We start from the raw sequence: 22,972 nt of genomic DNA, 5'->3' as shown, positions 1-22,972 counted from the left end.
AAATGAAAGCAAGTGTTAAACAAAAAATCTTTTTTTTGATCTTTTTTTTGCAGGCTCACTCCCTATTTACAGAAGAGGTCGAGGTCCTTTTAAAAAAAGAAATGCATGTGCAACCCGATAATATACAGACTATTTACCCGAGTATTAGCGGCCAGATTTGTTTCATTGCGGACAATGCCCCTTGCAAAGAAATTCAAGAGGGTGAACTGATCTTTAAATTTTGCGATATGAATTTAAAAATTGCTTTTAATGATGCTTACGCAAACCTAAAAAAAGCGGCTTTAGAACTTAAGCAGGAAGAAGGTAAAAAATTAATTGCTGAAAAAGAATGGGAGCATATCGATCCTAAATATAAAACGTCTGACTTCGGAGAAAGTTTAGCTTTAAGGTCTCTTCAAATTGAAGAGAAAAAAGCGAGTTTGCTTTTAGCGGAGAGCCGATTTCAAAAAGCAAAGCTTGATCTTGAAAGAACAGAGATTTATGCAACTGAGGGCATTTTCATCCTAAAGGTATTTGTTCAAAAAGGACAAACAGTTTCAAATCAAGATAAATTGGCTGAGATCACAACGCTTGATTTCCTAAAACTCGACTTTGATCTACCACTGGAGGCTGCGAAAGAACTTTTTAAAAGGGAATCTATAGAGCTTAGCTTGTCCCAGGACTTTTCGGAGTCCCCCTTTAAAGATAAGGTTCGCTTAACCTTAAATAAATCCAACTTTAAACCTAAAGGGCTTGGCAAAAACAAAATAACCTTTTCAATTGTATTTGAAAATCCTTATAAACTTTGCAGCGAACACTCTTTAAGCTATCTTTTGAACTTGCCTTTTTTAGTTGAAATAACTCCATAACCTATTTAAAGACGACAGTTTTTCTCCCGTCTAAAAATACCCTGTCTTCAACATGGTATTTTACAGCTCTTGCTAAGACAACACTTTCAATGTCTCTTCCTGAGGCTACAAGTTCTTCCGGCGTCTCATTATGATCGACCCTTAAGACTTCTTGCTCAATAATAGGACCCTCATCCAAATCATCCGAAACATAGTGAGCCGTAGCCCCTATAAGCTTTACCCCTCTCTCGTAGGCCTGATGATAGGGTTTAGCCCCTTTAAAGCTTGGAAGGAACGAGTGATGAATATTGATGGCCTTGCCTTGCAGCTTTTGAGTAAGTTCAGGGGATAGGATTTGCATATAACGAGCCAAAACGAGAAGATCCGCATCATAGGATTGAAAGAGTTCAAAAATTTTACTCTCTTGCAGTGGTTTGGTAGCCTGGGTAATTGGCAAATAGTGAAAGGGAATTTTATAAAACTTGCACATGTCTTCAAGATCTAGATGGTTTGAGCCAACGGCTGCCACATCCACATTTAATGTGCCTGTGGCGTATTGATTGAGAAGGGTATTTAGACAGTGGCTTGCTTTAGAAACTAAAATTAAGATCTTTGTCTTTTCAAGATTGGACTTTAGTTTCCAATCCATCTCAAAAAGCCCGGCCGTTTCCTTAAAAGCTTCTTTCCATGCTTTAAGATCAAGGGGATGATCGTCTTTTGTTGTAAAAACAGTACGCATAAAAAAGCGGCTCGTCGAGGGATCGCCGTATTGAGCAGACTCAACAATAAAGCCATCTCGCTCTGCTAAAAAATTGGCCACTTTAGCTACAATTCCGACTCTATCTGCACAAGAAAGGGATAGGGTGTATCGCATTGGATTATCCTTGAAGTCTTTTTAAATTTTAATTGAAAAACCAGTCATTTTAATTAAAAATTATATGCTAAGCAATTCAAAATCACTAATTTTTAAGATATGACAGAAAACTGCTAACAAACTAATAAAATTAAAAAGCTATTGATGCTTTCTGGCAGCCATTAGCTAAAGTGTTCATTATTAATTATTTAGTGATTTTTTTTTTTGAAAAAAAGGAGATAAGTGTTTGAGCCTGAGAAGGTATCGAGTCAAAAAAATAATGCCCTAAAGTAAGAAGGGCATTATTTTTAAATTTTCACACCTTTTTCATTAATCCGATAAAAGGAAGAAGGAAAAGTTTTTCGGGTCGGTCGTGAGGAACCCCTTGAGTATGAGTGGCCTCTTTGATCCAATCCACAAATCGATGACCGATATCGATCAACCAGTTTGCGAGTTTGGAGACCCATTCAGACAAGGTCTGGAATGCATCCGGGAAGAAATACCAGATAAAATAAAAAAGAAGCGCATAAAGGATAGCATTGAATAAAATACGGAGAAGACCCATAGAAACCTCACTTTAAAGAACGCTTATTTAGGTTAGCATCCTAGCTTGAAATCAACATTAAATTTTTTTTCTGTCATCTAGAGGCATTATAGCAAAATTTGAATTTTGTTAAATGCAATAGAGCTGTTAATTAAAATTTATACAACCTTTAAGGAATAACATGTGTCGATTTATGGTTTATAAGGGACTTCCTGCTTTGATGGCAGATCTTGTTACAAGACCCTCTCATTCTCTTATTAAGCAGAGTATCAAATCGTTAGAGCGAGAGGAGCCCTTAAATGGCGATGGTTTTGGGATCGGGTGGTATATTCCGCAAATATCTTCAAAACCGGGATTATACACAAGCTTAACTCCGGCCTGGGCCAATCGAAATTTGGAAAGGATTGCAGAAACCATTGAAACTCCTTGTCTTTTTGCTCATGTTAGAGCTGCAAGTGTCGGAGGTTTAATCGAAACGAATTGCCACCCCTTTCAGTATGGAAACTTGCTTTTTATGCACAACGGGACGATTGCGGAATTTGAAAAAATTAAACGAAAGCTTAGAGAAAGCCTTAAAGATGAATACTATAATATCATCCTTGGAACGACAGATTCTGAGCATGCTTTCGCTTTATTTTTAAACTCCTTAAAAACCGCGCCTGATGAGGCATCTCTAAAAGAAATCGTTGAAGCTTTATCCGTTTGCTTAAAAAAAATAAGAGATTGGTCTTTCGAGGAGGAAATTGATAAAATATCCACCTGCAATTTTGCCGTCACAAATGGCAAGGAAATTGTTGTGACGCGCTATGTTTCAGATCCAGGTTACAAAGCGGAGTCGCTTTATTACACAACAGGGAAGCGTTTTGAGTGCCTTGAAGGCGAGTGCCGCATGATCGATTTGAAAAAAGAATCAAATGCGATCATCATCTCGTCCGAACCTCTAACCGAATATCGAGAGGATTGGACAAGCCTACCTGAGAATCATTTTTTAACTGTAAATAGTGATAATAAAATGGACCTATTCCCAATTATTTTTTAACTTAGGGTTTGGGGGTTAAGGATTATTGATAAAGGGTGTGTCAGGCCCGCTATACGTTCTGAACATTTTGTAAAAAAGTTCAGGTTCGAAAAAATAAAGGTAAACAAGAGCTAATAAAAATAGGCTCCAGAATATAAAAAGAAATTTTTTAAAAGAAGGTCTCACCTGGCTTTCCTATAATAGTTATTTGCAACTATTTCTTAACATTTTTTCAAAAGCTTCAGCAAGTTTTTTCATCTTTTCCAAGATAACCCCTATTAAGAAAGAACTTAAATCTTTAGAATATATGGAGAAGCTTCTAAAGGAAAAAAGTCATGCCAGTTAAAAATTCAACGCCGAAAGAAACTTATCTTAAAGACTATAAACCGGCCCCTTATACCGTTGATTCCATTTTTCTAACCTTTGATCTGGATCCGGAAAACACAACCGCTACCTCTCAGCTATCTTTAAGGCGTTCCCAAAAAGAACAAGACGGCCATCCTCTTTTTTTAAACGGTGAAGATATCGAGCTTTTTTCCATTAAAAATAATGGAACCGTACTTCCAAAGGGCACTTATAAAATTGAAAAAGAGGGACTTACAATCTTTGAGCCGCCGGAAGTCCTTAATTTGGAGATTAAAACGGGTCTAAAGCCTAGCAAGAATACACGTTTATCCGGACTCTATGAAACCGGCGGCATTCTATGCACACAAAATGAAGCGGAAGGTTTTAGAAGAATCACTTTCTTTCCCGATCGCCCGGATGTCATGACAAAATTTACGACAAAAATCATTGCCTCAAAGGATAAATACCCCATTTTGTTATCCAACGGCAATTTGATTGAGGAATCTGACTTGCCAAACGGCAAGCATTATGCGGTTTGGGAAGATCCCTTTTTAAAACCTTGCTATCTATATGCTTTAGTAGCAGGCAATTTAGGGCTGATCAAAAGTACTTTTAAGACCCAATCGAACCGCACCATTGAGCTTAGAATTTATTGTGATAAAGGTTCCGAAGATAAATGCCAGCATGCGATGAATTCCCTAAAGAAGGCCATGCGTTGGGATGAGGAGAAGTTTGGCCGGGAATATGATCTCGATCTATTTATGATTGTGGCAGTTTCAGCTTTTAATTTCGGAGCTATGGAAAATAAAGGACTCAATATTTTCAATTCCAATGCCATATTGGTTGATCCCGAGACGGCAACCGATGATAATTTTATGAGGGTTGAAAAAGTTGTAGCTCACGAATATTTCCACAATTGGACAGGAAATAGAATTACCCTTAGGGATTGGTTTCAGCTTACTCTTAAAGAGGGGCTCACCGTATATCGAGATCAGGAATTTACAGCTGATATGCATTATAGAGGCATTGCAAGAATTGAAGATGTTTTTTATTTAAGAAAGAATCAGTTCCCTGAAGATGCAGGTCCAACTTCACATCCTATTAAACCTGCATCCTACATCCAAATCGATAATTTTTACACCACAACCATTTATTATAAAGGGGCTGAAGTTGTAAGAATGATAGAGAGTCTTCTTGGTAAGGAAGACTTTAAAAAAGGGATGGAGAAGTATTTTTTAGATTATGACGGGAAGGCTATCACTACAGAGGATTTCGTTAAATCCTTCGATAAAATCGGGGCTGCCGATCTAAAGGCTTTTTCAAAATGGTATACCCAAGCAGGGACGCCCGAAATTAGTTTGCGTTTTGATTATGATGACAACGAGGAAGAATTTATTCTTGAAATCGATCAAATAGCAAGCTCTTCGTCAAAAGAGAAAGAACCTTTTCTTTTTCCCTTAGCGGTAGGCTTTATCGACATATCGGGAAAACCTTTAAGAGCTAAAATTGCAAATGCAAGAGAGGTCGGAACAACCTACATTTTGACAGTTTCTAAAAAAAGAGAAAGATTTGCTTTTAAAAACATTCCAAAAACGGCTGTCCCTTCATTAAACAGAGGTTTTTCTGCGCCGATTAAGATCACAGCCCCTTACGAAAAAGAAGACTTGCTTCATATCATGGAGTACGATGAGGATTCTTTTACAAGATGGGATGCAAGTCAAGAGCTTTATAAAAGAATCTTATTTGAAATGGTCAAGGATTTAAAAGATGGCAGAAAACCTCTTCCGGATCTTGAATTATATGAAGCCTTTAACTCTATTTTAACTGAAGAGAACCTTGAATCGGGCTATAAAGCATGCTTACTGACGCTTCCAACAGAATCAGAAATGGCAGATGCTCAGGAAATCATTGATTTTGAAGCGAATCATATCGCAAGGGAGCTTCTAAAAGAGAGCCTTGGCTTGTGGTTTTTTGAACCGATGCTTAAAATGTATAAAGCGTTAGCTCGAAAAAAAGAGTATGTCATCGATACAGAATCCATGGGCTTAAGAAAATTAAAGAGCACTCTTTTAGGCTATCTCATGGCTTCAAGAAAACCTGATGCCATCAGACTTTGCTATGAGCAATTTAGGACAGCTAATAACATGACCGATCAATTCTCGGCTTTAACGCTGCTCCAAAATAGTTTTTGCCCTGAAAGAAAAGAAGTCTTAGATTCTTTTTACAATCAATGGAAAGGCAACGGGCTTGTTCTTTGCAAATGGTTTATGGCCCAAAGCCAATCCACACTAAAAGATACGCAAGGGCTTGTGGAATCTTTGCTTAATCATCCGGCCTACGATGACAAAATCCCTAATAATGTTAGAGCGCTTTTAGGCACTTTTATTCAAAATTTGCCTCAATTCCATCATAAAAGCGGTTCTGGCTACCGTTTAATTGCCGATCAGATTTTGAAAATTGATAAATTTAACCCACACGTCTCTTCAGGGCTTGTTCAAGGGTTTAAACTTTACTCGAAAGTAGACCCTTTAAGAAAAGCGATGATGCAAAAAGAAATGGAAAGGATTATATCCGATGATAACCTTTCGCCTAATGTGTATGAGCTTGTTTCAAAATGCTTGAATTCAGCCCCAAAAAGCTAATCGTCGTTTGGATTGAGATCTTTTCTTAGGGCTTCGAAATAGCGAAGCCTTTTACTCATTTCCCGCTCAAAGCCAAGTTCGTTAGGCCGATAAAATTTTAGCCTTTCCAAGTCATCGGGAAAGTAGTTTTGTCCGGAAAATTTTTTCGGAGTATCGTGATCGTATTGATAGCCTTTCCCATAGCCTTCTTTTTTCATCAATTTAGTCGGCGCATTTAAAATAATTTTGGGCGGAGGAAAATGATTGGTTTCTCTTGCTATAGCTCTTGCTTCATTATAAGCTGTATAAATAGCATTGCTTTTTGGAGCGAGGGCCAAATAAAGCACGCATTCAGCAAGAGCGAGTTCTCCCTCCGGCGTGCCGAGCATCTCATAGGCGTCTTTTGCAGCCATCGCTATTTTAAGAGCGTCAGGATCGGCAAGCCCAATATCTTCAGAAGCCATCCGAATCATTCGTCTCGCTATAAAAAGGGGCTGTTCACCCCCTTCTAGCATACGGCAAAACCAGTAAAGTGAGGCGTCAGGGTCGGAGCCTCTAACAGATTTATGAAGAGCTGAGATTAAATCATAGTGGCCGTCTCCTGCCCGATCAAAAAGGGGAGCTCTTCGAGAAAGGAGTTTTTCCAACTCCTCAATGGAAAAAAGCTCTTTTTGATTTACGTCTTGAACCGCTTCAATCATGTTGTAAAGATAGCGTCCATCACCATTCGCATTCTGAATAAGGAAGTCGCGCCCTTCATCAGTAAGAGGAAGCGTCCCGATTTCCTTTTCATATCTCCCTAACAGTTTTTTTAAGTCGGCTTCTGAAAGAAAATTCAACTTTAAAACTCGAAGCCTTGATAGAAGCGCATCATTTAAAGAGAAAGAAGGGTTTTCAGTGGTAGCTCCGATAAGTAAAAAAGTACCCTTTTCTATATAGGGCAAAAGTAAATCTTGCTGGGACTTATTCCACCTATGAATCTCGTCTAAAAAAATAAAAGTCATCCTGTGAAGCAGGGGACTTCCTTCTATTTCACTGATGATCTTTTTTAAATCGGCAACCCCGCTTGTGACAGCGCTTATAGAAATTAATTTGGCGTCAAAATAGGATGCATAAAGCTTGGCAAGGGTTGTTTTTCCGGACCCAGGCGGCCCCCAAAGAAGAAGTGAAAAAGGGCGTTTTTTCTCCATGGAACTTTTAATGATGCCGCCCTCTTCTAATAAATGTTCTTGCCCGACGACCTCTGCAAGTTTTTTTGGACGCATCCGTTCTGCTAATGGAATGTACATAAAAAATTTCCCTAAAATCGCTTTATTTTTTGTTATTATAGAGCGATTTTAGATAATATTATAAAAAATATTAATTAATTTATAAAGCATGAGTCATAGAGAAAAAGTCTTAAAGCTTGAAAAAATAATTTCCAGCCAAAAATCCGAAGCCTACCCTATGCATTCCAGGGCGCACCCTCTAAATAGGCAGCCTTTTGATGGGGCTTCCCTTTTTGTTAAAAGAGAGGATGAGCTTGGGGTTTTCTCTATGGGTTCAAAAATCAGAAAATATAGAACTTTAATTGAAGATCTAAAGGAAAGAAAAGTTTCAAAAGTTGTTTTAATCGGGGGTGAAAACTCAAATCATATCGCTTTTTTTTCTCTTATTCTGAAGGAAAATAGGATTGAACCTTTTGTATTCTTAAGAAAAACATATGAGAAAGAATTACGAGGAACACGTTTACTCACCCACCTTTTGAATACGAACATTTTTTTAATCGAAAGAAAGGACTGGGGAAAGGTTGAAGATATTGCGAAAGCCAAACAATTAGAGATTGAAAGCCAAGGTTTTAAAGCTGAATTCTTAAGAGAAGGGGGGTTTTCAAAAGCGGGTCTTATAGGCGCTTTAACATTAGTTTGGGACCTTCTTAAAAATGAAAACGAAATAGGGTCTGCGTTTCAACATATCTTTCTAGACTCAGGAACAGGCTTTCAAGCGGCCGCATTTCTTCTTGGCTTAAATTTTATTGATCATAAAGCTAAATGCCATGTTCTTTTATTAGGAGGGGATACTTTAGAATTTGAAAGAAATTTAACCTTCTTAAAGACCGTTTTTGAAAGTCTTCTCCAAGATAAATTAAGTTTTAACGATAGAAATTTTGAGCTCTATCAGCCAAGCGTTGGTAAATCATTCGGATCGACCCCAAAAATTATTTTAAAACAAGCTCTTCAAACTCTTCTTGAAGAAGGCTTAGTTCTCGATCCTTTCTATAGCGCTAAATTATTTTTTGAAGCAAACAAGATCATTCCGGAAAAAAATTTAAAGGGAAATATTCTTTACATCCATTCAGGCGGATCTTTAAGCTTATTAAATTATGGAAAAGAACTTATGGAATTAAAGTCCCAAAATAGCGGTCCCCGAAATCACCAAGACCCGGAACTATAAAGCATTTTTCATTTAATTTATGGTCAACGGTGCCGAGAACCAATTTAACGTTGGGGTATAATTTTTTTACGGCTTCAATGCCTTCCGGCGCTGCAATAACAGAGGCAATGATAATATTTTCCTCTGACGCTTTTTTCTCAATTAAAAGTCTTAAAGCTTCAAGCAAAGTTCCCCCTGTTGCCAGCATGGGGTCTAGAAGAATAATTTTATCCTCCTGATTAAAGACGGGAATATTTTGATAGTAGTGTTTGGGAAGAAAAGTTTTTTCATCTCTTTCAAAACCAAAAAAACCAACTCTCGCTTCTTCAAAAAATTCTAAAAAAGGGTCTAGCATCGCTATTCCGGATCTTAGAATCGGGATTAAAACGGCAGCTTTTTTTCTTTTTAAACCTGTCGTTTTTTCAACCGGAGTACGAATCGAAAAATTTTCCATCGAAAAATGGTTAAAAGCTTCTCCGGCAAGAAGGCTGCAAAAAGCCTTGGACGCCTTCCTAAATTCAGAGGAGGAGGTTTCTTCCATCCTTAAAAGAGTTAATAATTCAGACTTTAAGTTTTGCATAGGATCCATAAGACATGCTAAATAAGATTAAAAAGCCTTTTATACTTTTTTCAAAAAACCATTTGATTGTTAAAATGGTTCTTTTTGACACTTTTTTTGCTAAATTTTTCAATCATAGGCTCTCATATGTTTTCAAATTTATCAAAAAATTTGCACAAAGATAGCTCTTTTCCCTTATCAAAGCGAATTTCGAAAGAAGTGTATTGTTTTCAAAGAGAATTTCAAGGCAATCTATTAGATGAGCTCAATTTTGTCAATTAAAGCATGCTATGGATTTAACTGAAGGGAATATACCACATCATTTAAAAACGATTGCCATTCCTGCAAGCATTGCTTTTTTATTTAATACATTATTTAACGTGGTGGATACTTTTTTTGCAGGCTGGGTATCGACAAATGCCCAAGCCGCCCTAACTTTAAGCTTTCCCGTTTTTTTTATAGTGGTTGCAATCATTCAAGGGGTATCCACCTCAACTGCTGCGCTTATTGGAAATGCTCTTGGTGAACAGGATAATAGGAAAATATCTCTTTTTAAAGCCCAAGCTTTATTATTTGGATTTATTCTTTCGATCTTCATTTCAATTGTAGGTTTTTATTCAGCGAAAAGCCTTTTTCTATTGATGCGAGCCCATGGAGAGCCTCTTCATTTAGCCACCAACTATATGCAGGCAATCTTCCTAGCTTCTTTTTTTCCGGTCACAAGCTACGCCTTCCATGGTATTTTTATTGCCTATGGTGAAGCGAGACCCTTAAGGAATTGGTTAATCGCAGCTTCCATTATAAACGCTTTTTTAAACCCCTTGCTTATTTTCGGCGGTTTCGGCCTTCCGGCTTTGGGTTTTCAGGGCATTGCCTTTGCAACCATTATCAGCTTTATTTTGGGAACGTTTTACATGGGCTATAAATTGGTTAAAGAAAGGTATATCGGGGATGTAAAATTTACAGATTTTTATCCGAATTTCGGAATTTTAAAGGAATTAGCCTCCCAGATCATCCCTTCGTCTTTAAACATGATGGCCATTGCTATCGGGGTTTTTGTTGTCACAGGCTTTGTTCAAATTTTTGGCGATAAAGCGGTGGCAAGCTATGGCATAGGCACACGAATTCAACAACTTTTCTTACTTCCCATCATCGGGCTATCGACTGCCGCTATCGCAATTATAGGACAAAACAATGGCGCTAAAAAATTTAATCGTATCGACGAGGTGGTTCGTCTCGCTCTTTTGTGGAGTGCACCCTTACTTCTCTTAGGTTTTTTTATCATGCTGTTTTCGCCTGAGGCTTTGATGAAAATTTTTACAAAAGACCACGAGGTAATTGAATATGGCAGTCTCTTTCTTAGGATTGGCGCGTTTACATCCTGGGCTTATTCCGGTTTAATCATTTTTACCTCCGCACTGCAAGGTCTTAAAAGAGCGCCTCTTTCACTAATTATCGGAATCATAAGACAAGTCATCTTTCCTATTTTGCTCATTCCTTTCACCCTTAAAATAGCGGGAGGAGGCTTAAATACCATTTGGCTTACAACCCTTGGGATCAATACCTTCGTGCTGCTGCTTGCTTGGCTGATTTTTAAAAATGTCATGAACCTTGAGAGGAAGGAACTCGAAGAGGAAAAAGCAAGGCATCATGCTAAAGAAGAAGGCTTTTAACTCGCCATTCTTCTTTATTTAAGATAAAATACTTCGAAAAATAATTGGAAGATGCTGGTTTTTTGAAATGTTTCTCGAAGAACAAATTTATGGTATTAAACAGATACATCTCATTAGAACGCCCTTTTTAGACACCTTTTTTAAAAGCGTGGCTTTATTTGATGAAGAACCCCTTATTTTGTATGCTGCCATTGGGATTATCTACGGGATAAATCGGGCTTTCGGGGTGCGTTTTCTCCTTCTTTTATTGATCAATAGCTTGGTTAATGACACTCTAAAAAACTTTTTTCAATCTCCAAGGCCTACCTTTTATGATCCTACATTAAGTGTTTTTTCAAGCCTCGGCGGATATGGCTTTCCAAGCGGAGGTGCTCAAAAAGCGATTCTTACTCTTGGCATGTTAGTAGGGTTTCAAAATCGAAGATTCACTTGGGTTTCAGGAGGGTTATTCTTCTTACTGCTATCTTTTTCAAGAATTTATTTAGGGGCCCATTTTTTTACAGATGTTTTTGCCGGGTGGATAGTTGGCCTATTTCTTGTTTTAGCGGCAACGCAAGCTTCAAAGATAGAGTTTTGGCTTTCTCAATTCAAGCCAAACCTTATGCTTGCCGGCTTAAGTTTACTTCCCATTATGACCCTTTTTTTTGAAACGAGGGTCCATACTCAAATCCTTGGCTTTATGGCATCCGGAATCGGCATCGGGCTTATTTTATCAAAAAATTCGTATGCCCCCAGCTTAAAAAAAGGGATTGCAGCCATTATTTTAAGCGGGACTTTTGACTTTATTATCTTTTACAACACGGAAGGGAATTTGTTTCTTTTTCTTATATTTGCCTATGGACTTTTTGTGACTTTTGGCCTAGAAAGACTTTTTAGAGTAAAGAGCCTCTTTGTAACAAATGAAATAAAAGTTTAAGGTTTTTTATGAATTTTGAATCTATCCATATAGAAGAGCTTGTCTTAATAAAGAAATTACAGATTATAAGAACTCCTTTTCTTGACTATTTGCTAAAAGGTGTCACCCTGTTTGATGAGCAACCTCTTCTTTTATTTATGGGGATTGGGTTTATTTATGGGGTTGATAGAACATTGGGCCTCCGTTTTTTAGCCCTTCTTCTTTTAAGCGGTATAGTTAATGCTCTTTTAAAGAGTTTTTTCGAAGAGCCAAGGCCTTGTTGGCTTGATCCTTCACTCCAAGTTTTTTCTTGTCCGAAAAATAACGGTTTTCCAAGCGGGGCCGCCCAAAGTGCCGTTATTGTCCCCGGGCTAATTATTATGTATCGTAATTGTTTATCCAGCTGGATTTTGGGAGTGCTCTTTGCCGTTTTATTGTCTTTTTCGAGGATTTATCTTGGGGTTCATTTTTTTACGGACTTAATAGGGGGATGGTTAATTGGTTTTGGACTTCTTTTCGCGGCATCGCAGTTTTCAAAAATCGAATCCTTTTTAAAAAAACTATCAAAAGAAACACAACTTCTAATTGCTTTTTTGATGGCCTTCTTGCCTTTGTTGTTTGTAAGCAATCAAAACACTCTCAATTGGACTTTTCTAGCTTCAGGTTTAGCTTTTGGACTTGTTTTTAATAAAAGACATATAGAAACAAGTTGGAAGCTTGGAATGCTATCAATTTTTATCAGTATGGCTTTAGGGTTTTTTTTGATTGAATTCTTCAAGCAAAAAAGCATCCTCACCCAAAGCGTACACTTCATGTTCGGCTTTTTTATCCTTATGGGTTTGCCGAATCTTTTGCTTTTATTCAAATCCCTTCAAGCAAAATTAAAAGAAGATTATATCGAGATATCAGATAAGAGATAGCTTGCGGTAAGATCCTCTTTGGTAAATTCCTTAAGAGTTTCTTGCCAATTTTTTTTAGCTCCTAAAACAAAAAGCTTTTTCAATTGATTCCCAAGAGTTGCATTCATTAAAGAAGCCCCGTTTTTTAAGACATAATGTTGTATTTGACTTGCTATGGCTTCGCCGATTAAATAATTCTGATAATAAACAGGCGCGCATGCAAGATGCAGTTTGGCTGCCCAATCAGGGGAATCTCGGTCTTTATTAATGGTTATATTTTGAAATTTTTCTACCAGAGTCCACCAGGTTTTATTCAAACTTTTTTCGTTTTCCTCATATAACGCTTTTTCAAAATAGATCATCACCATAGCCCATCTTGAAAAGACAAGAAGATTTTCGTTAATCCTTGAAACTGTGTTTGAGGATATGCCGGAGTCTACAAAAGTTGAGATCCAATCCTGATTTTTGCTTAAACGCCCAAACAACATAGCAATGGCCTCTGTCATATTGGTATGAGCAAAAGTCCTTAATAGGTAGGGGAGGCCTGGATCAATATATTTATCATAGACGGCATGTCCAAGTTCATGAAGTTCTGTGCACATCCAATACTCATTATCTTTTAAATTGCATAGAATCCTAATATCTTGCTTTCGATCGATGCAATTACAAAAAGCATGCTGATTTTTATTTTCTCTTTCGTAGAGATCAGACCTCTTAAGGATATCTTCGACAGGCAAATCTATCGCCCTATAGTAGGTTTCGCTTATGCCGGCAACATCCTTATCTTTATAATAGCTATCCAAATTAGAAGCGGTGTCCGGCGCTTCTTGAAAAAAAGGGTCGAAATAGTGCCATGGCCTTAATTCAGAAACGGAAATCCCGTATCGTTGGCTTAGTTTTTCATCCAAACCGGCTTTATAAGATGAAAAAGGGCCTCTCATTTTTTCATCGAGATGGTCAAGCCATTCAAAAAGCCATTTTTCATCAATCTCTTGCAAATGAAGACGCATGGAGTAGTAATTATCGTATCCAAGAGCCTTTGCAGAGCGGTTTCGAAGCTTGATAAGCTTAAGGACCTTATCTTCAACTTTTTGACCGATTTCTTTTGAAGCCTCCCAAACTTTTTTTCTCTCTTCCGTATTAAGACTATTTACTAAAATGGATTTGAGTTCGTTATTCGAAAGGGATTTGCCTTCGACAGTTGGCCTGAAGTTCACATAGATAGATTCAATTTCTGTTTCTAAAGCGACGATCTGATCGATTAACTCTTTGGGAATTTGATTTTCAGCATATCTTAAATAAAGAAGTTTGCGCTGCCTTTCAAGGAGAGGGTCTTTGAGCGATCCTTCTTTTTCTTTTAAAAAAAGAAAATCTTCTTGGTTCGAATAAATAAGTTTTATTTCTTTTTCGAGTTCTTTGAGCTCTTCTTCAAAAACTTCTTTTCCGGTAGTAGCAAGATTCCACCAGGCTAAATTTCTTTTCTGTTCAAGGGGTTCAATTTTTTCTACATGTTTCTTGATAAAAGATTCCATAAAGCGGTTACCCCTCGAAATAACTGGTGAAAAAATTCTACAAAGAAGCCTATTAAATTTGCAAATAGAGTCTAGATTCTATGGTTGAATAGCAGGTGAATTTCATCAATAATTTTCCCTGTCTCATAAATTCCGAATCTTTGATTAGGGTAGCAGTAAAGGTCCCACAAAAGATAGCCTAAATGTTTTTGCGTTTCCCTTTTGAAATCGAGGTTCATGCTAGCAAAGTCAAGGCCGTCTTTATGATAAAGCACTTGAAGGGTTGCAAATAAGCTTGTGACAGGGCAATTATTCAAAGGGCCTTGCTCTCCTAAATCTAACGTTCCTTTTTCCGGGAAAAATTTTGTAACAAGTTGACTGAAAGATGATTTTGGCTCTGAATAGCGAAGATCAAGCATCTTGTAGCTTAAATTTTTTACATCTGAAGAAGATAGAGTTTTCTTTGTTTGGGCATGGTCTATACCTCGCTCGATAAGTTCTGCTGAATACCTTCCATTTTTACCTTTCTCTATTAAAAGAAAAAGGATGTGGGAGTTTGCGCTTGGAAGACTTGAGAAGCTGTCCTCATTATTTTTTGAAATTGGCAGCACTAGCTTTTCATTTTCTTCCATGGAATCAATTTGTTTATTTAAAAAAAGAGTTTGAAATGAGAGCAGACTCTTAACTAGTAGTTTTTTTGAAGCGGCGAAATCAAGCCCTCCTGTTGGAGAAATAAATGAATAGAGAAAGCCAATGGGGGTTTGAATGATATGATAGAGGATTTTAGCCAATTGATATAAATGAAAATCAGGCGAGAGGGTGGATTCAAAATAAATAGGGGATTTGCCCCCGACTAATTGAATCGCTCCGATGGATAAGCAGAGTAATTCAGTAAATAGGAAGAAAACAAGGTCTAAAGCTGCAAATAAGGGAAGGGTTAATAAAACAATTCTTGTGCTAATAAATTTTAGGGGATCGGGTAGTTGAGATGAATGGATAGTATCAACCGCCGAGCCTACAATTTTCTTTGTCAAATTCAGATTTAAAAAATCTATAGACTGAATTTTTTCAAGAGCCGCCTCCCAAGCTAAAACAGGCTTTAAAACGGTCTCGGTGTAGTAGGGCATATAATATTTTGAAGCGAGCAAGGATCCGATTTCAATAATTTCTTTATAAGTAGTTAGAGGGGAGCATATGACGCTTAAGTTTTTCTTAGTGCCGCTTAAAAGAATGCCGTAACCTATAAATTTTTCCTTGGATTCTGAAACCATGGCCCCAAGATGAGGGTGGAGAACTCCAAATAGAGATCCGAAAAGAAGGGGAAAAATCGCCTGTCTCACTCTTTCTAAATGCTCTAAAGGAAGCGAAAAATCGGCTTTACATCGGATGATGCTTTTTCCTATAGCGTATATAAGAGTAAGGGGGGTGAAAAGCGAGTGATAAACAATGTCAATTGCCGCCGAAGCAGAAATAAAAAGAGCTGCTATCCGACTGAAGAGTTCTGTCTTTACGAAAGTTTCAACGCCGCATTCAGAATCCTTATTTTCACTTAAATAAAGAGATGCGCCTACATTTTGATTAATAAAAGAAAAGCGACTACTCAAAACAAGCATCCTTACATTAACTAAAAACCTATCAATACTCATTAATTAATATTAATTATCGATAAAGAAAATTGCATAAAATTATTTTTTTTGATTTAATTTACATCTAAAAAAAAATTTATAAGGATGTCCTATGCTTGATCTGGCCCCTCTTGGAAAAAAAACAGTTTATATTGAAACTTATTCTCCTGAATTATTATTTCCCGTTTCAAGAAACCTAGCTAGAGATAAACTGAAGCTTGATTCTATCCCCTTTAAAGGTTGGGATAAGTGGAACGGCTATGAAATTTCTTTTTTAAACAGGAAAGGAAAACCCTTGATTGCCCTCGCGGAATTCACTTTTCCTTGCACAACGGAAAATATTGTCGAGTCTAAATCATTAAAACTTTATTTGAATTCTTTCAATGCGTCTGCTTTCGATTCGTTAGAAGAAGTTCAAGAAATTATGGAAAAAGATATTTCTTCAGCCATCAAAGGAGAGGTGTCTGTAAAGCTGTTCCCTCTTACTTCCTTAAAAGAAAAAGAGCTTAGGGAGCTTCCAGGTACTTGCATTGACGATTTGGATATTGAAGTAAATGAATATAGCGTCAACCCTAAACTTTTAAAAACAAGCTCTGCCGAAGTGGAAGAAACCCTCTATAGCAATTTATTAAAATCGAATTGCCTAGCCACAGGTCAGCCCGACTGGGGATCTTTATGGATTCACTATGCAGGACCCAGAATAGACCATGAATCACTCCTTAAATACATTATTTCTTTTAGAAATCATTCGGGATTTGCCGAGCATTGTGTAGAAAGCATTTTTATGGATCTCTTTAAAGAATGCCGCCCTAAAAATCTTTCTGTCTATGCAAGATACACAAGAAGAGGGGGGCTAGATATTAACCCTTTCAGATCAAACTTTGAAGATCTTTTCATTAACGAAAGAAACATCAGACAATAGTCATTCATTTGAAGAGAAAGGCATTAGCCTTTCTCATTTTAAACCCTAAGAAGCCTTTTTAATTTTAAAGCATCCTTCACTGCCTGGGCTTTTTCATCATTATCAAAATAGCAAAACACTCCTTCGTTTCTTTTTTCGAGAGCGAACATTTTTTCTGCCCAAACAGCGAGTCCCTTAAGTCCAAAAGAGCCTGTATAGGTCTAATATGAGCCCCTTGTTTTTCCTTTAGGGGCTTGATGCGCTCGAAAAGAAAAAAATCCAAGCTTTTTCGTCTTTTAAACCCTTTCTATGAGTGATGCTGCCGATTGCTTTAACGAAATAAAAAGCCCTAGGGACCTTTTTTAGCCCAGTCCTCGATTGCTTTTTTGGTCGGAATGCGATAGAAAGTATTATTAATTTCATCCGGATAAAAAATTTTATTCCAATGATTATAATACCAGCCGGAAGTCCTATATTAATTTTTTTGCCATGGATAGAAAGGATGCCTATTAACTGGAAACTTAATACAAGCAATAAGGGGAAATTTGAAGAATTTCAAATTTTATTTAATAAACATGGAATTAATCTAAACTATTCACATACTGATTTAAAAGAAATCGATGCAGACCCAATTACTGTCATTGCGCATAAGGCCAGTCAAGTCGAACCCTTTACCCTTGTTGATGATACGTCTTTAGACATAACAGGCGAGAAAGTTGGCATCCATGTCCGTTGGCTTCTTGAACATTTGAAGGATTGCTTAAATAGAGAGGCTGTTTGGACTGTTTTATTAGCCTACCGAGAGGATAAAAATATTTTCATTTATAAAGGCGCAGTCTTTGGAAAAATCGTTCCAAAATCGGGCGATCGAGGTTTTGGCTTTGATCCATTTTTTATGCCAAAAGGCTCTCTTAAAACACTTGCCGAATTTAAACCCGACAAATTCAATGCTAGAGCTCAAGCAGTTAATGCCTTTATCCGGAATAAAATTTATAAAGTTGTTCCTGAAATCAATAATTGGGAAGGCCCTTGGCAATAGACTTCATTCGAATTTTTATAAAAAAATTGGCTGAAAACCAGCCTTTATTCTAGAAAAGGATTTTCGAGTGGAAGTCTTGTGAATGCATACGAGAAATTGGGTTTAAACTTGACAGGCTAAAAACTTTTAACTAATAAAATGTAAATAAATATTGTGAATTTCGGGATAGGCCAATGCATAGAAACTTTAAAGCCTTTTTATTCTTAAGCTTATTTGTATCCAAGGCAATAGCCGATGACCCTTTTCCCTATACCCCGCCGCCGAACTTCAACTTAGAATACGATTACATCAAAGTCCATCATCCGGTAACCACAAATAACCTTGCGGCACAGGCTTTATTTGATCAAGGGCTTACCTTTATTTATGCCTTTAATCATGACGCCGCGTATTGGTCTTTTTTAAGAGCTTCGCAAGCAGATCCTGAAATGCCGATGGCTTATTGGGGGATGGCTTTAGCTCTTGGAAAAAATATCAATATGGATGCTCCGCTTCCAAGAGAACATGAGGCTTATCAGCTTATTCAGAAAGCGCTTTCTATTCAGAGAAAAATTACGCCAAGCGAACAGGATTACCTTTCAGCATTGGCTTCAAGATACTCTAATGATCCAAAACCTGATTTGGAAGAGCTTTCAAAAAACTACAGTGTCGCTATGAGAGGCCTTGCAGACAAATACCCTGATGATCCGGACGCTTCTGTTTTATTCGCTGAAAGCTTGCTTGACGTCAGACCCTGGAACCAATGGTCGAATGATGGAAAACCTCTTGATGGAACTTTGGAAGCGGTGAACGCATTGGAGTCGGTATTAAAAGAGTACCCGGATCATTTAGGGGCAAATCACTACTACATCCATGTGATTGAAGCATCACCTCATCCCGAATGGGCTTTAATGTCTGCTGAAAGATTAAAAACACTACTACCTTCATCAGGCCATATTTTACATATGCCGTCGCACATCTATTTGCTTCTTGGAGACTATAGAAAGGCTGTTTTAGCAAACCAGCAAGCAATTGCGGCAGATAAAGCCTACATTTACAGGTACGGTTTAGATGGAATCTATCCTGTTCATTATTTAAGCCATAACCTTTACTTTTTATCGCGCGCATACGCCATGGAAGGCAATTACTTGGGGGCGAAGCAAGCAGCAATCGATCTTAGAAACTTTTATTCGCCTCATTTTAAACATATGCCGGAACTTGAATATTATGAGCCGACGCCTCTTTTTATTTTCCTCCGCTTTAACAAATACAAAGAAATTTTAAATCTTCCTAAGCCTAGAAAAGAAATGCAAATGACAGAAAGTTTATGGCATTTTGGCAGAGCCGTTGCTTTCTCAGGACTTGGTCAAAAAGAAGAGGCTTTAAATGAAAGGGATTTATTTTTAGAAACAGCCGGCGAGGCACCTGAAAATGCCATGTACGGGCTTAATAAATTTAAAACGATTATCGCGATAGCAGAAAATTATTTAGATGCCAAATTAAGCCTTGAGGACGGAGATAGAAAAAGCGCCATCGAACATTTAACCAAAGCCGTTGGGATACAAGATACTCTTAGGTATAACGAACCGCCAGACTGGTTTTTTCCCTTAAGGGAAAGTTTAGGAGGGCTTCACCTTCAAGAAGGGCAGTTTTCAGAAGCTGAAAAAGTTTTTAGAGAGGATTTATCCCATCATCCTAAGAATGGAAGATCCCTCTTCGGTTTAAGAGAAGCCTTAAGAGGCCAATCCAAATTTGATGATCTTTATTGGGTTGAGCAAGAATTTGCCAAAGCTTGGCGCTATAGTGATACTAAACTTACCATAAAACAACTCTAAATCCAAAGACCAAAGGGCTTGAGCTCATTGGTCTTTCACCTAACAGACGAAAATTTCTCTTCGGAATGAAAAGCATTCCCTTCAAAGAAAATGCCCTTTGGATCCCTTATAGACACTTCTTAGAATATGTATGCTATTGATTTTAAGTTGTCTATCTTATTAAAATTTAGATTACTTATTATTAATTAATAATAATAGTGGTAAAATCTACTAATTAAAATACTAACAGTGGGTTTTAAAATTATTATTATGAAAACTATATTTTTTCTATTACTACTTCACACTTCAGTATTATTATCTAATAATATTTTTAATCCTGAGTTCAATTTACCTCGGTCCTTTTTACAAAAGGCCTTTCCTCAAGACTTTCACCAAATTACAATATCAAATTTGGAAGGAGGGTATTCTGAAGCTATGAATTACCTCGTTCAAAAAAATGGAAAAGCCTACGTGCTTAAGATGCATCAAAGCGATGAATCCCCAAGTAAGCTTTTGAAAGAACAATATGCTATGCAAGAAGCCGCAAAGCTTGGCATTTCACCAAGGGTTTTTTATATAGATTCAAGCCGTAAGTCTATTCTAATGGATTTTGTAAAAGGGGCAAGATGCACGCAAACTTTCGCAAAATCGCCGCATTTTTTTTCTAAAATAAGTGAAGCGCTTAGAAAAATCCATACAATCAAACAAAACCCTTATGAAGATGAAACCTTTAAAATGAAAGCCGAAGGCATTTATGCCGCGCTTTCTTCCCGAAGATTTTTTAAAAATGAAGGAAAAGAGGCGATTGATTTAATTAGAAAAATCGATTGGGAACTATCTTCTAAGAATTATCCAAAGACAAATATCCATGGAGATTTAAATCCCGGCAACATTTTAATTGATGGTCAAAAAATACATTTGATTGACTGGTATGAAACTTTGGTTGATGACCCTTTTCATGACTTGGCTTTTCTATCTATTTCACATTCTTATAATAGCCAAGAAGAATACTCTTTACTGATGAATTATCTTGGGAGCGTTCCAAGAGAGGCCGATATTTATCATTTTAATCAGATCAAAAAAATAAACCTTGCCGTGCTTAGTTTAACTTACTTTTGGGTTACAAATGAACTGATGGAAAATTCCCCCGGAATCAACTCTAAAAATGGCATTAAGGATTGGTCTTTTTATTCCCATCTTTTGTCTTTAAAAGGACAAAACCTATCAGCTCAATTTTTTTATGAAGCGGCGACTCGCGCCCTTATGGATGCAAAAGCGGTTATTTAGTTTTGTTTAATTTTTGACTCAACAATATTTTTGCAAATTGGCTTCGATGACAAGCTTCTCTTAAACTCAAATTATTTTTATGTATTCGCCTTCTCATTAGAACTTCAGGGAGCATAACTATCTTTACCCCTTGTTCTTTTGCTTTCAGATACCATGAGAGGAATTCGCCAATTTGAACATTTGTAGGAAATAACCCGATTTTTAGAAAAAGATCTCTTTTAAGGAGTAAAGTTCCTGCATGGATGCCGGCTTGTTTGTTTGGCGTTTTAATGGATGAGGGTTCGCATTCGGGTGAAAGAAATTGACTTACGTGGCCGAAAATAAGGGATTCAGGAGATTCTTTTAGAGCTTTTGATTGGATTTCTAATTTTGTTTTTTCAAAAAGATCGTCGGCATCTAAAAAACAGAGAGCTTCACTTTTGGAATTCAAAGCTCCCAAATTTCTTGCAGATCCAGGCCCTTTGTTACTTTGATGATAAAAAATAACACTTGGGTACGACGATTTTGCTTTTTTAATGCTATCGTCTGTAGACCCGTCATCGATGACAATGATTTCTTTTGGCAAAAAAGTCTGGCGAGAAACACTCTCAAGGGCTTCCAAGAGATAGTTTCCCGCATTGAAGCATGGGATGACAACACTGATATCCAATAATTTTATCCCGATCAAGATTTAGTTAAAGGGTTAAAATACCTTAAAAAGATTAAGATTAAAACCTGAAAGAATCTGTTTTCCTGTACTTAAGGCCTTTTCAGTCATAGTTTCAGGGACATATTTTACATCTAAATCATAGCAAAAGTGAGCATAATTTGTTTTTATAAAAAGTCGCGAATTTAAGCACTGAATGGTCTCTACCTTTTCACCTTTAAGGAATTCGAAGGAAAAAGTCTTAAAATTCCTTAAATTGATAAAAAGAAGGGTGTTATTTCTAATGGCAGCCGCAAAATCTTCTGAGGAAGAAAGAAATTTAATATGATCGTCGCACCATGTAAAAGAAATGCAGTCAGGTTTTTCAAAGCTCTTTAAATCATTAAAATAAATAGCTCCCCAGTTCGTTCCCCATAAATAGCCATTCTTCGCAAAGCAAAGAGCAGAGATCTTGTGGTTTGTGATAGGAGTTTCTACCGAACTATTAAAGGATGCTTCCTCGATTTTTTCTAAAGAGAGGTCTATATGATAGATCTCTTGACCGTTAGAAAAAATCAAGTTTTGGTCTTTGCAATCCAAGAGATAATCCAAATCCGGCAACGGTTTGCTATAGAGCAGCTTTTTTGTAGCTAGAGAAAAAATCTGAATTTGATTATTGGCTTGTCTAATAATTTTATCATAAGAAACATTAAGATAATTGGTCTCGCCGTTTATCCCATCCAAGATAGTTATTGGAGTTTTGCATTTACTTTTCGGGTTTATTTTCCAAACAGCCAAAGAGGTGTCGCCAAGTTTGCAGGAAAGATAGGGACCGGTTTCCTCAAAGGTCTTAGGGCGGATTGGGTTGTTACCGGAAGTTTTTTTTGAATCCGTCCCCTTATTTTTCTTACTTCGGATTAAACGGGTAACTCGCCCTGTTTTAAAGTTAAGTGCGTAGCAACCTGTCTTTTCTTTATCGTGACCTTTTTTCCCGACAAAAACAGCCCAATTTTTAAGTATGCAAAATTCAGCCGGCGCTATAACCGGAAAAGGAATCTCTTGAACAATTTTATTTTCTGTGTTTTTGAAAATAAATTTATGATCACCTAGAAAAATAGCCAGATTTCTTTCTTCATCCATCCTTAAAAACTCAAGCTCCACAACGCAGTTCTCGTGACTTACAGTAGCAAGCGGGAGGCCTACGTTACATAAATTTTTGGCTTGTTTTATTTGGGAAAGCGAATTTATTAAATTTTCATTACAACGGTTTAAAAAACGTGGATTTAAGTTTAATTTAAAAAGCCCTAATTCTGATTTAATAACAAAGTTTTTAAGAAAATAAGGGTCATTCGGTCTAAAAGGGGGTAAACTTTTGGTCTTATCAAGGAATAATTTCCAAAGACAATCGTCATTTGCGATTTCTTTCCATTCCTTACAGACCTTAGAGGCGGCTATAAGGTTTTTCACGTCAAGAAACGTGAAGATTTGAAAGGTTAATTCATTAGGTAAGGGGAAACTTCTTTCTATATTCATTTTTTTTACTTATAA

The 22,972-nt window shown here is 37.1% G+C and carries 19 protein-coding genes and 1 pseudogene; 11 read left to right on the top strand and 9 right to left on the bottom strand.

Annotated features, from left to right (window positions below; genetic code table 11):
• Positions 1–2 precede the first annotated feature (2 nt).
• Entirely contained in the window at positions 3–848 is an 846-nt protein-coding gene (locus tag CSEC_RS09350; RefSeq protein ID WP_041018209.1) for an efflux RND transporter periplasmic adaptor subunit, read from the top strand.
• 1 nt (position 849) lies between these two features.
• On the opposite strand, the gene purU is transcribed toward CSEC_RS09350, so the two are convergent.
• Positions 850–1,701, bottom strand: coding sequence for a formyltetrahydrofolate deformylase (gene purU / locus CSEC_RS09345; protein ID WP_041018208.1), 852 nt, complete (start codon positions 1,699–1,701; stop codon positions 850–852).
• A 295-nt stretch (positions 1,702–1,996) separates the two neighbouring features.
• Entirely contained in the window at positions 1,997–2,245 is a 249-nt protein-coding gene (locus tag CSEC_RS09340) for a hypothetical protein (protein WP_041018207.1), read from the bottom strand.
• 160 nt (positions 2,246–2,405) lie between these two features.
• Here CSEC_RS09340 and CSEC_RS09335 point away from each other — a divergent pair, with 160 nt between their 5' ends.
• Positions 2,406–3,263, top strand: a complete 858-nt coding sequence (locus CSEC_RS09335; protein WP_041018206.1) for a class II glutamine amidotransferase — start codon at positions 2,406–2,408, stop codon at positions 3,261–3,263.
• A 314-nt stretch (positions 3,264–3,577) separates the two neighbouring features.
• On the top strand, positions 3,578–6,229 hold the full coding sequence (gene pepN / locus CSEC_RS09330) for an aminopeptidase N (RefSeq protein WP_041018205.1): 2,652 nt from the start codon (positions 3,578–3,580) through the stop codon (positions 6,227–6,229).
• On the opposite strand, the gene CSEC_RS09325 is transcribed toward pepN, so the two are convergent.
• Positions 6,226–7,497 (bottom strand): replication-associated recombination protein A, encoded by a 1,272-nt coding sequence (locus CSEC_RS09325; protein WP_041018204.1) that lies wholly within the window; start codon positions 7,495–7,497, stop codon positions 6,226–6,228. The genes pepN and CSEC_RS09325 overlap by 4 nt on opposite strands.
• An 88-nt stretch (positions 7,498–7,585) precedes the next feature.
• On the opposite strand from CSEC_RS09325, the gene CSEC_RS09320 reads away from it, so the two are divergent.
• On the top strand, positions 7,586–8,641 hold the full coding sequence (locus tag CSEC_RS09320) for a pyridoxal-phosphate dependent enzyme (protein ID WP_041018203.1): 1,056 nt from the start codon (positions 7,586–7,588) through the stop codon (positions 8,639–8,641).
• Here the strand turns inward: CSEC_RS09320 and upp are convergent.
• Entirely contained in the window at positions 8,583–9,209 is a 627-nt protein-coding gene (upp, locus tag CSEC_RS09315) for a uracil phosphoribosyltransferase (RefSeq protein WP_041018202.1), read from the bottom strand. The genes CSEC_RS09320 and upp overlap by 59 nt on opposite strands.
• Positions 9,210–9,469: 260 nt before the next feature.
• On the opposite strand from upp, the gene CSEC_RS09310 reads away from it, so the two are divergent.
• The 3 genes from CSEC_RS09310 (at position 9,470) to CSEC_RS09300 (ending at position 12,667) form a co-directional block, all read left to right on the top strand.
• Positions 9,470–10,852, top strand: coding sequence for an MATE family efflux transporter (locus CSEC_RS09310; RefSeq protein WP_053331969.1), 1,383 nt, complete (start codon positions 9,470–9,472; stop codon positions 10,850–10,852).
• 67 nt (positions 10,853–10,919) lie between these two features.
• Positions 10,920–11,768, top strand: a complete 849-nt coding sequence (locus tag CSEC_RS12805) for a phosphatase PAP2 family protein (protein ID WP_053331968.1) — start codon at positions 10,920–10,922, stop codon at positions 11,766–11,768.
• A gap of 8 nt (positions 11,769–11,776) precedes the next feature.
• A complete protein-coding gene (locus tag CSEC_RS09300; protein ID WP_041018201.1) occupies positions 11,777–12,667 on the top strand; it encodes a phosphatase PAP2 family protein in 891 nt (296 codons plus the stop codon).
• Here the strand turns inward: CSEC_RS09300 and CSEC_RS09295 are convergent.
• Positions 12,640–14,178, bottom strand: coding sequence for a M2 family metallopeptidase (locus CSEC_RS09295; protein WP_053331967.1), 1,539 nt, complete (start codon positions 14,176–14,178; stop codon positions 12,640–12,642). The genes CSEC_RS09300 and CSEC_RS09295 overlap by 28 nt on opposite strands.
• Positions 14,179–14,249: 71 nt before the next feature.
• Positions 14,250–15,761, bottom strand: a complete 1,512-nt coding sequence (locus CSEC_RS09290) for a hypothetical protein (protein WP_154017678.1) — start codon at positions 15,759–15,761, stop codon at positions 14,250–14,252.
• Between the two features lie 133 nt (positions 15,762–15,894).
• On the opposite strand from CSEC_RS09290, the gene queF reads away from it, so the two are divergent.
• The gene (gene queF, locus CSEC_RS09285; protein ID WP_041018199.1) at positions 15,895–16,704 is read left to right on the top strand and encodes an NADPH-dependent 7-cyano-7-deazaguanine reductase QueF; all 810 of its coding nucleotides are present in this window, start codon (positions 15,895–15,897) and stop codon (positions 16,702–16,704) included.
• Positions 16,705–16,742: 38 nt separating this feature from the next.
• On the opposite strand, the pseudogene CSEC_RS13545 reads toward queF, so the two are convergent.
• Positions 16,743–16,889: pseudogene (locus CSEC_RS13545) on the bottom strand (DUF72 domain-containing protein); the annotation flags it as partial.
• A gap of 296 nt (positions 16,890–17,185) precedes the next feature.
• Between CSEC_RS13545 and CSEC_RS12800 the strand changes: the two are divergent.
• From CSEC_RS12800 to CSEC_RS09270, 3 genes are all read left to right on the top strand, one after another.
• On the top strand, positions 17,186–17,722 hold the full coding sequence (locus tag CSEC_RS12800) for a non-canonical purine NTP pyrophosphatase (RefSeq protein WP_053331966.1): 537 nt from the start codon (positions 17,186–17,188) through the stop codon (positions 17,720–17,722).
• Positions 17,723–17,895: 173 nt separating this feature from the next.
• Complete coding sequence (locus CSEC_RS09275; RefSeq protein WP_053331965.1) at positions 17,896–19,533, top strand: tetratricopeptide repeat protein; 1,638 nt, start codon at positions 17,896–17,898, stop codon at positions 19,531–19,533.
• Positions 19,534–19,782: 249 nt separating this feature from the next.
• The gene (locus tag CSEC_RS09270; RefSeq protein ID WP_041018198.1) at positions 19,783–20,799 is read left to right on the top strand and encodes a phosphotransferase; all 1,017 of its coding nucleotides are present in this window, start codon (positions 19,783–19,785) and stop codon (positions 20,797–20,799) included.
• On the opposite strand, the gene CSEC_RS09265 is transcribed toward CSEC_RS09270, so the two are convergent.
• The gene (locus CSEC_RS09265) at positions 20,792–21,448 is read right to left on the bottom strand and encodes a glycosyltransferase family 2 protein (protein WP_161780983.1); all 657 of its coding nucleotides are present in this window, start codon (positions 21,446–21,448) and stop codon (positions 20,792–20,794) included. The genes CSEC_RS09270 and CSEC_RS09265 overlap by 8 nt on opposite strands.
• Before the next feature lie 33 nt (positions 21,449–21,481).
• Positions 21,482–22,957 (bottom strand): F-box protein, encoded by a 1,476-nt coding sequence (locus tag CSEC_RS09260; protein ID WP_041018196.1) that lies wholly within the window; start codon positions 22,955–22,957, stop codon positions 21,482–21,484.
• Positions 22,958–22,972 lie beyond the last annotated feature (15 nt).

It is taken from the genome of Criblamydia sequanensis CRIB-18 (assembly GCF_000750955.1).
Lineage (GTDB): Bacteria > Chlamydiota > Chlamydiia > Chlamydiales > Criblamydiaceae > Criblamydia > Criblamydia sequanensis.
Note: the sequence above shows the minus strand (reverse complement) of the source record. Positions and strands in the feature narration are given on the sequence as shown.

Excerpts from the sequence above, each read along its gene's own strand:
- CSEC_RS09350 (WP_041018209.1), top strand. The coding sequence starts at position 3 with ATGAAAGCAAGTGTTAAACAAAAAATCTTTTTTTTGATCTTTTTTTTG.
- purU (WP_041018208.1), bottom strand. The coding sequence starts at position 1,701 with ATGCGATACACCCTATCCCTTTCTTGTGCAGATAGAGTCGGAATTGTA.
- CSEC_RS09340 (WP_041018207.1), bottom strand. The coding sequence starts at position 2,245 with ATGGGTCTTCTCCGTATTTTATTCAATGCTATCCTTTATGCGCTTCTT.
- CSEC_RS09335 (WP_041018206.1), top strand. The coding sequence starts at position 2,406 with ATGTGTCGATTTATGGTTTATAAGGGACTTCCTGCTTTGATGGCAGAT.
- pepN (WP_041018205.1), top strand. The coding sequence starts at position 3,578 with ATGCCAGTTAAAAATTCAACGCCGAAAGAAACTTATCTTAAAGACTAT.
- CSEC_RS09325 (WP_041018204.1), bottom strand. The coding sequence starts at position 7,497 with ATGTACATTCCATTAGCAGAACGGATGCGTCCAAAAAAACTTGCAGAG.
- CSEC_RS09320 (WP_041018203.1), top strand. The coding sequence starts at position 7,586 with ATGAGTCATAGAGAAAAAGTCTTAAAGCTTGAAAAAATAATTTCCAGC.
- upp (WP_041018202.1), bottom strand. The coding sequence starts at position 9,209 with ATGGATCCTATGCAAAACTTAAAGTCTGAATTATTAACTCTTTTAAGG.
- CSEC_RS09310 (WP_053331969.1), top strand. The coding sequence starts at position 9,470 with ATGGATTTAACTGAAGGGAATATACCACATCATTTAAAAACGATTGCC.
- CSEC_RS12805 (WP_053331968.1), top strand. The coding sequence starts at position 10,920 with ATGTTTCTCGAAGAACAAATTTATGGTATTAAACAGATACATCTCATT.
- CSEC_RS09300 (WP_041018201.1), top strand. The coding sequence starts at position 11,777 with ATGAATTTTGAATCTATCCATATAGAAGAGCTTGTCTTAATAAAGAAA.
- CSEC_RS09295 (WP_053331967.1), bottom strand. The coding sequence starts at position 14,178 with ATGGAATCTTTTATCAAGAAACATGTAGAAAAAATTGAACCCCTTGAA.
- queF (WP_041018199.1), top strand. The coding sequence starts at position 15,895 with ATGCTTGATCTGGCCCCTCTTGGAAAAAAAACAGTTTATATTGAAACT.
- CSEC_RS12800 (WP_053331966.1), top strand. The coding sequence starts at position 17,186 with ATGCCTATTAACTGGAAACTTAATACAAGCAATAAGGGGAAATTTGAA.
- CSEC_RS09275 (WP_053331965.1), top strand. The coding sequence starts at position 17,896 with ATGCATAGAAACTTTAAAGCCTTTTTATTCTTAAGCTTATTTGTATCC.
- CSEC_RS09270 (WP_041018198.1), top strand. The coding sequence starts at position 19,783 with ATGAAAACTATATTTTTTCTATTACTACTTCACACTTCAGTATTATTA.
- CSEC_RS09260 (WP_041018196.1), bottom strand. The coding sequence starts at position 22,957 with ATGAATATAGAAAGAAGTTTCCCCTTACCTAATGAATTAACCTTTCAA.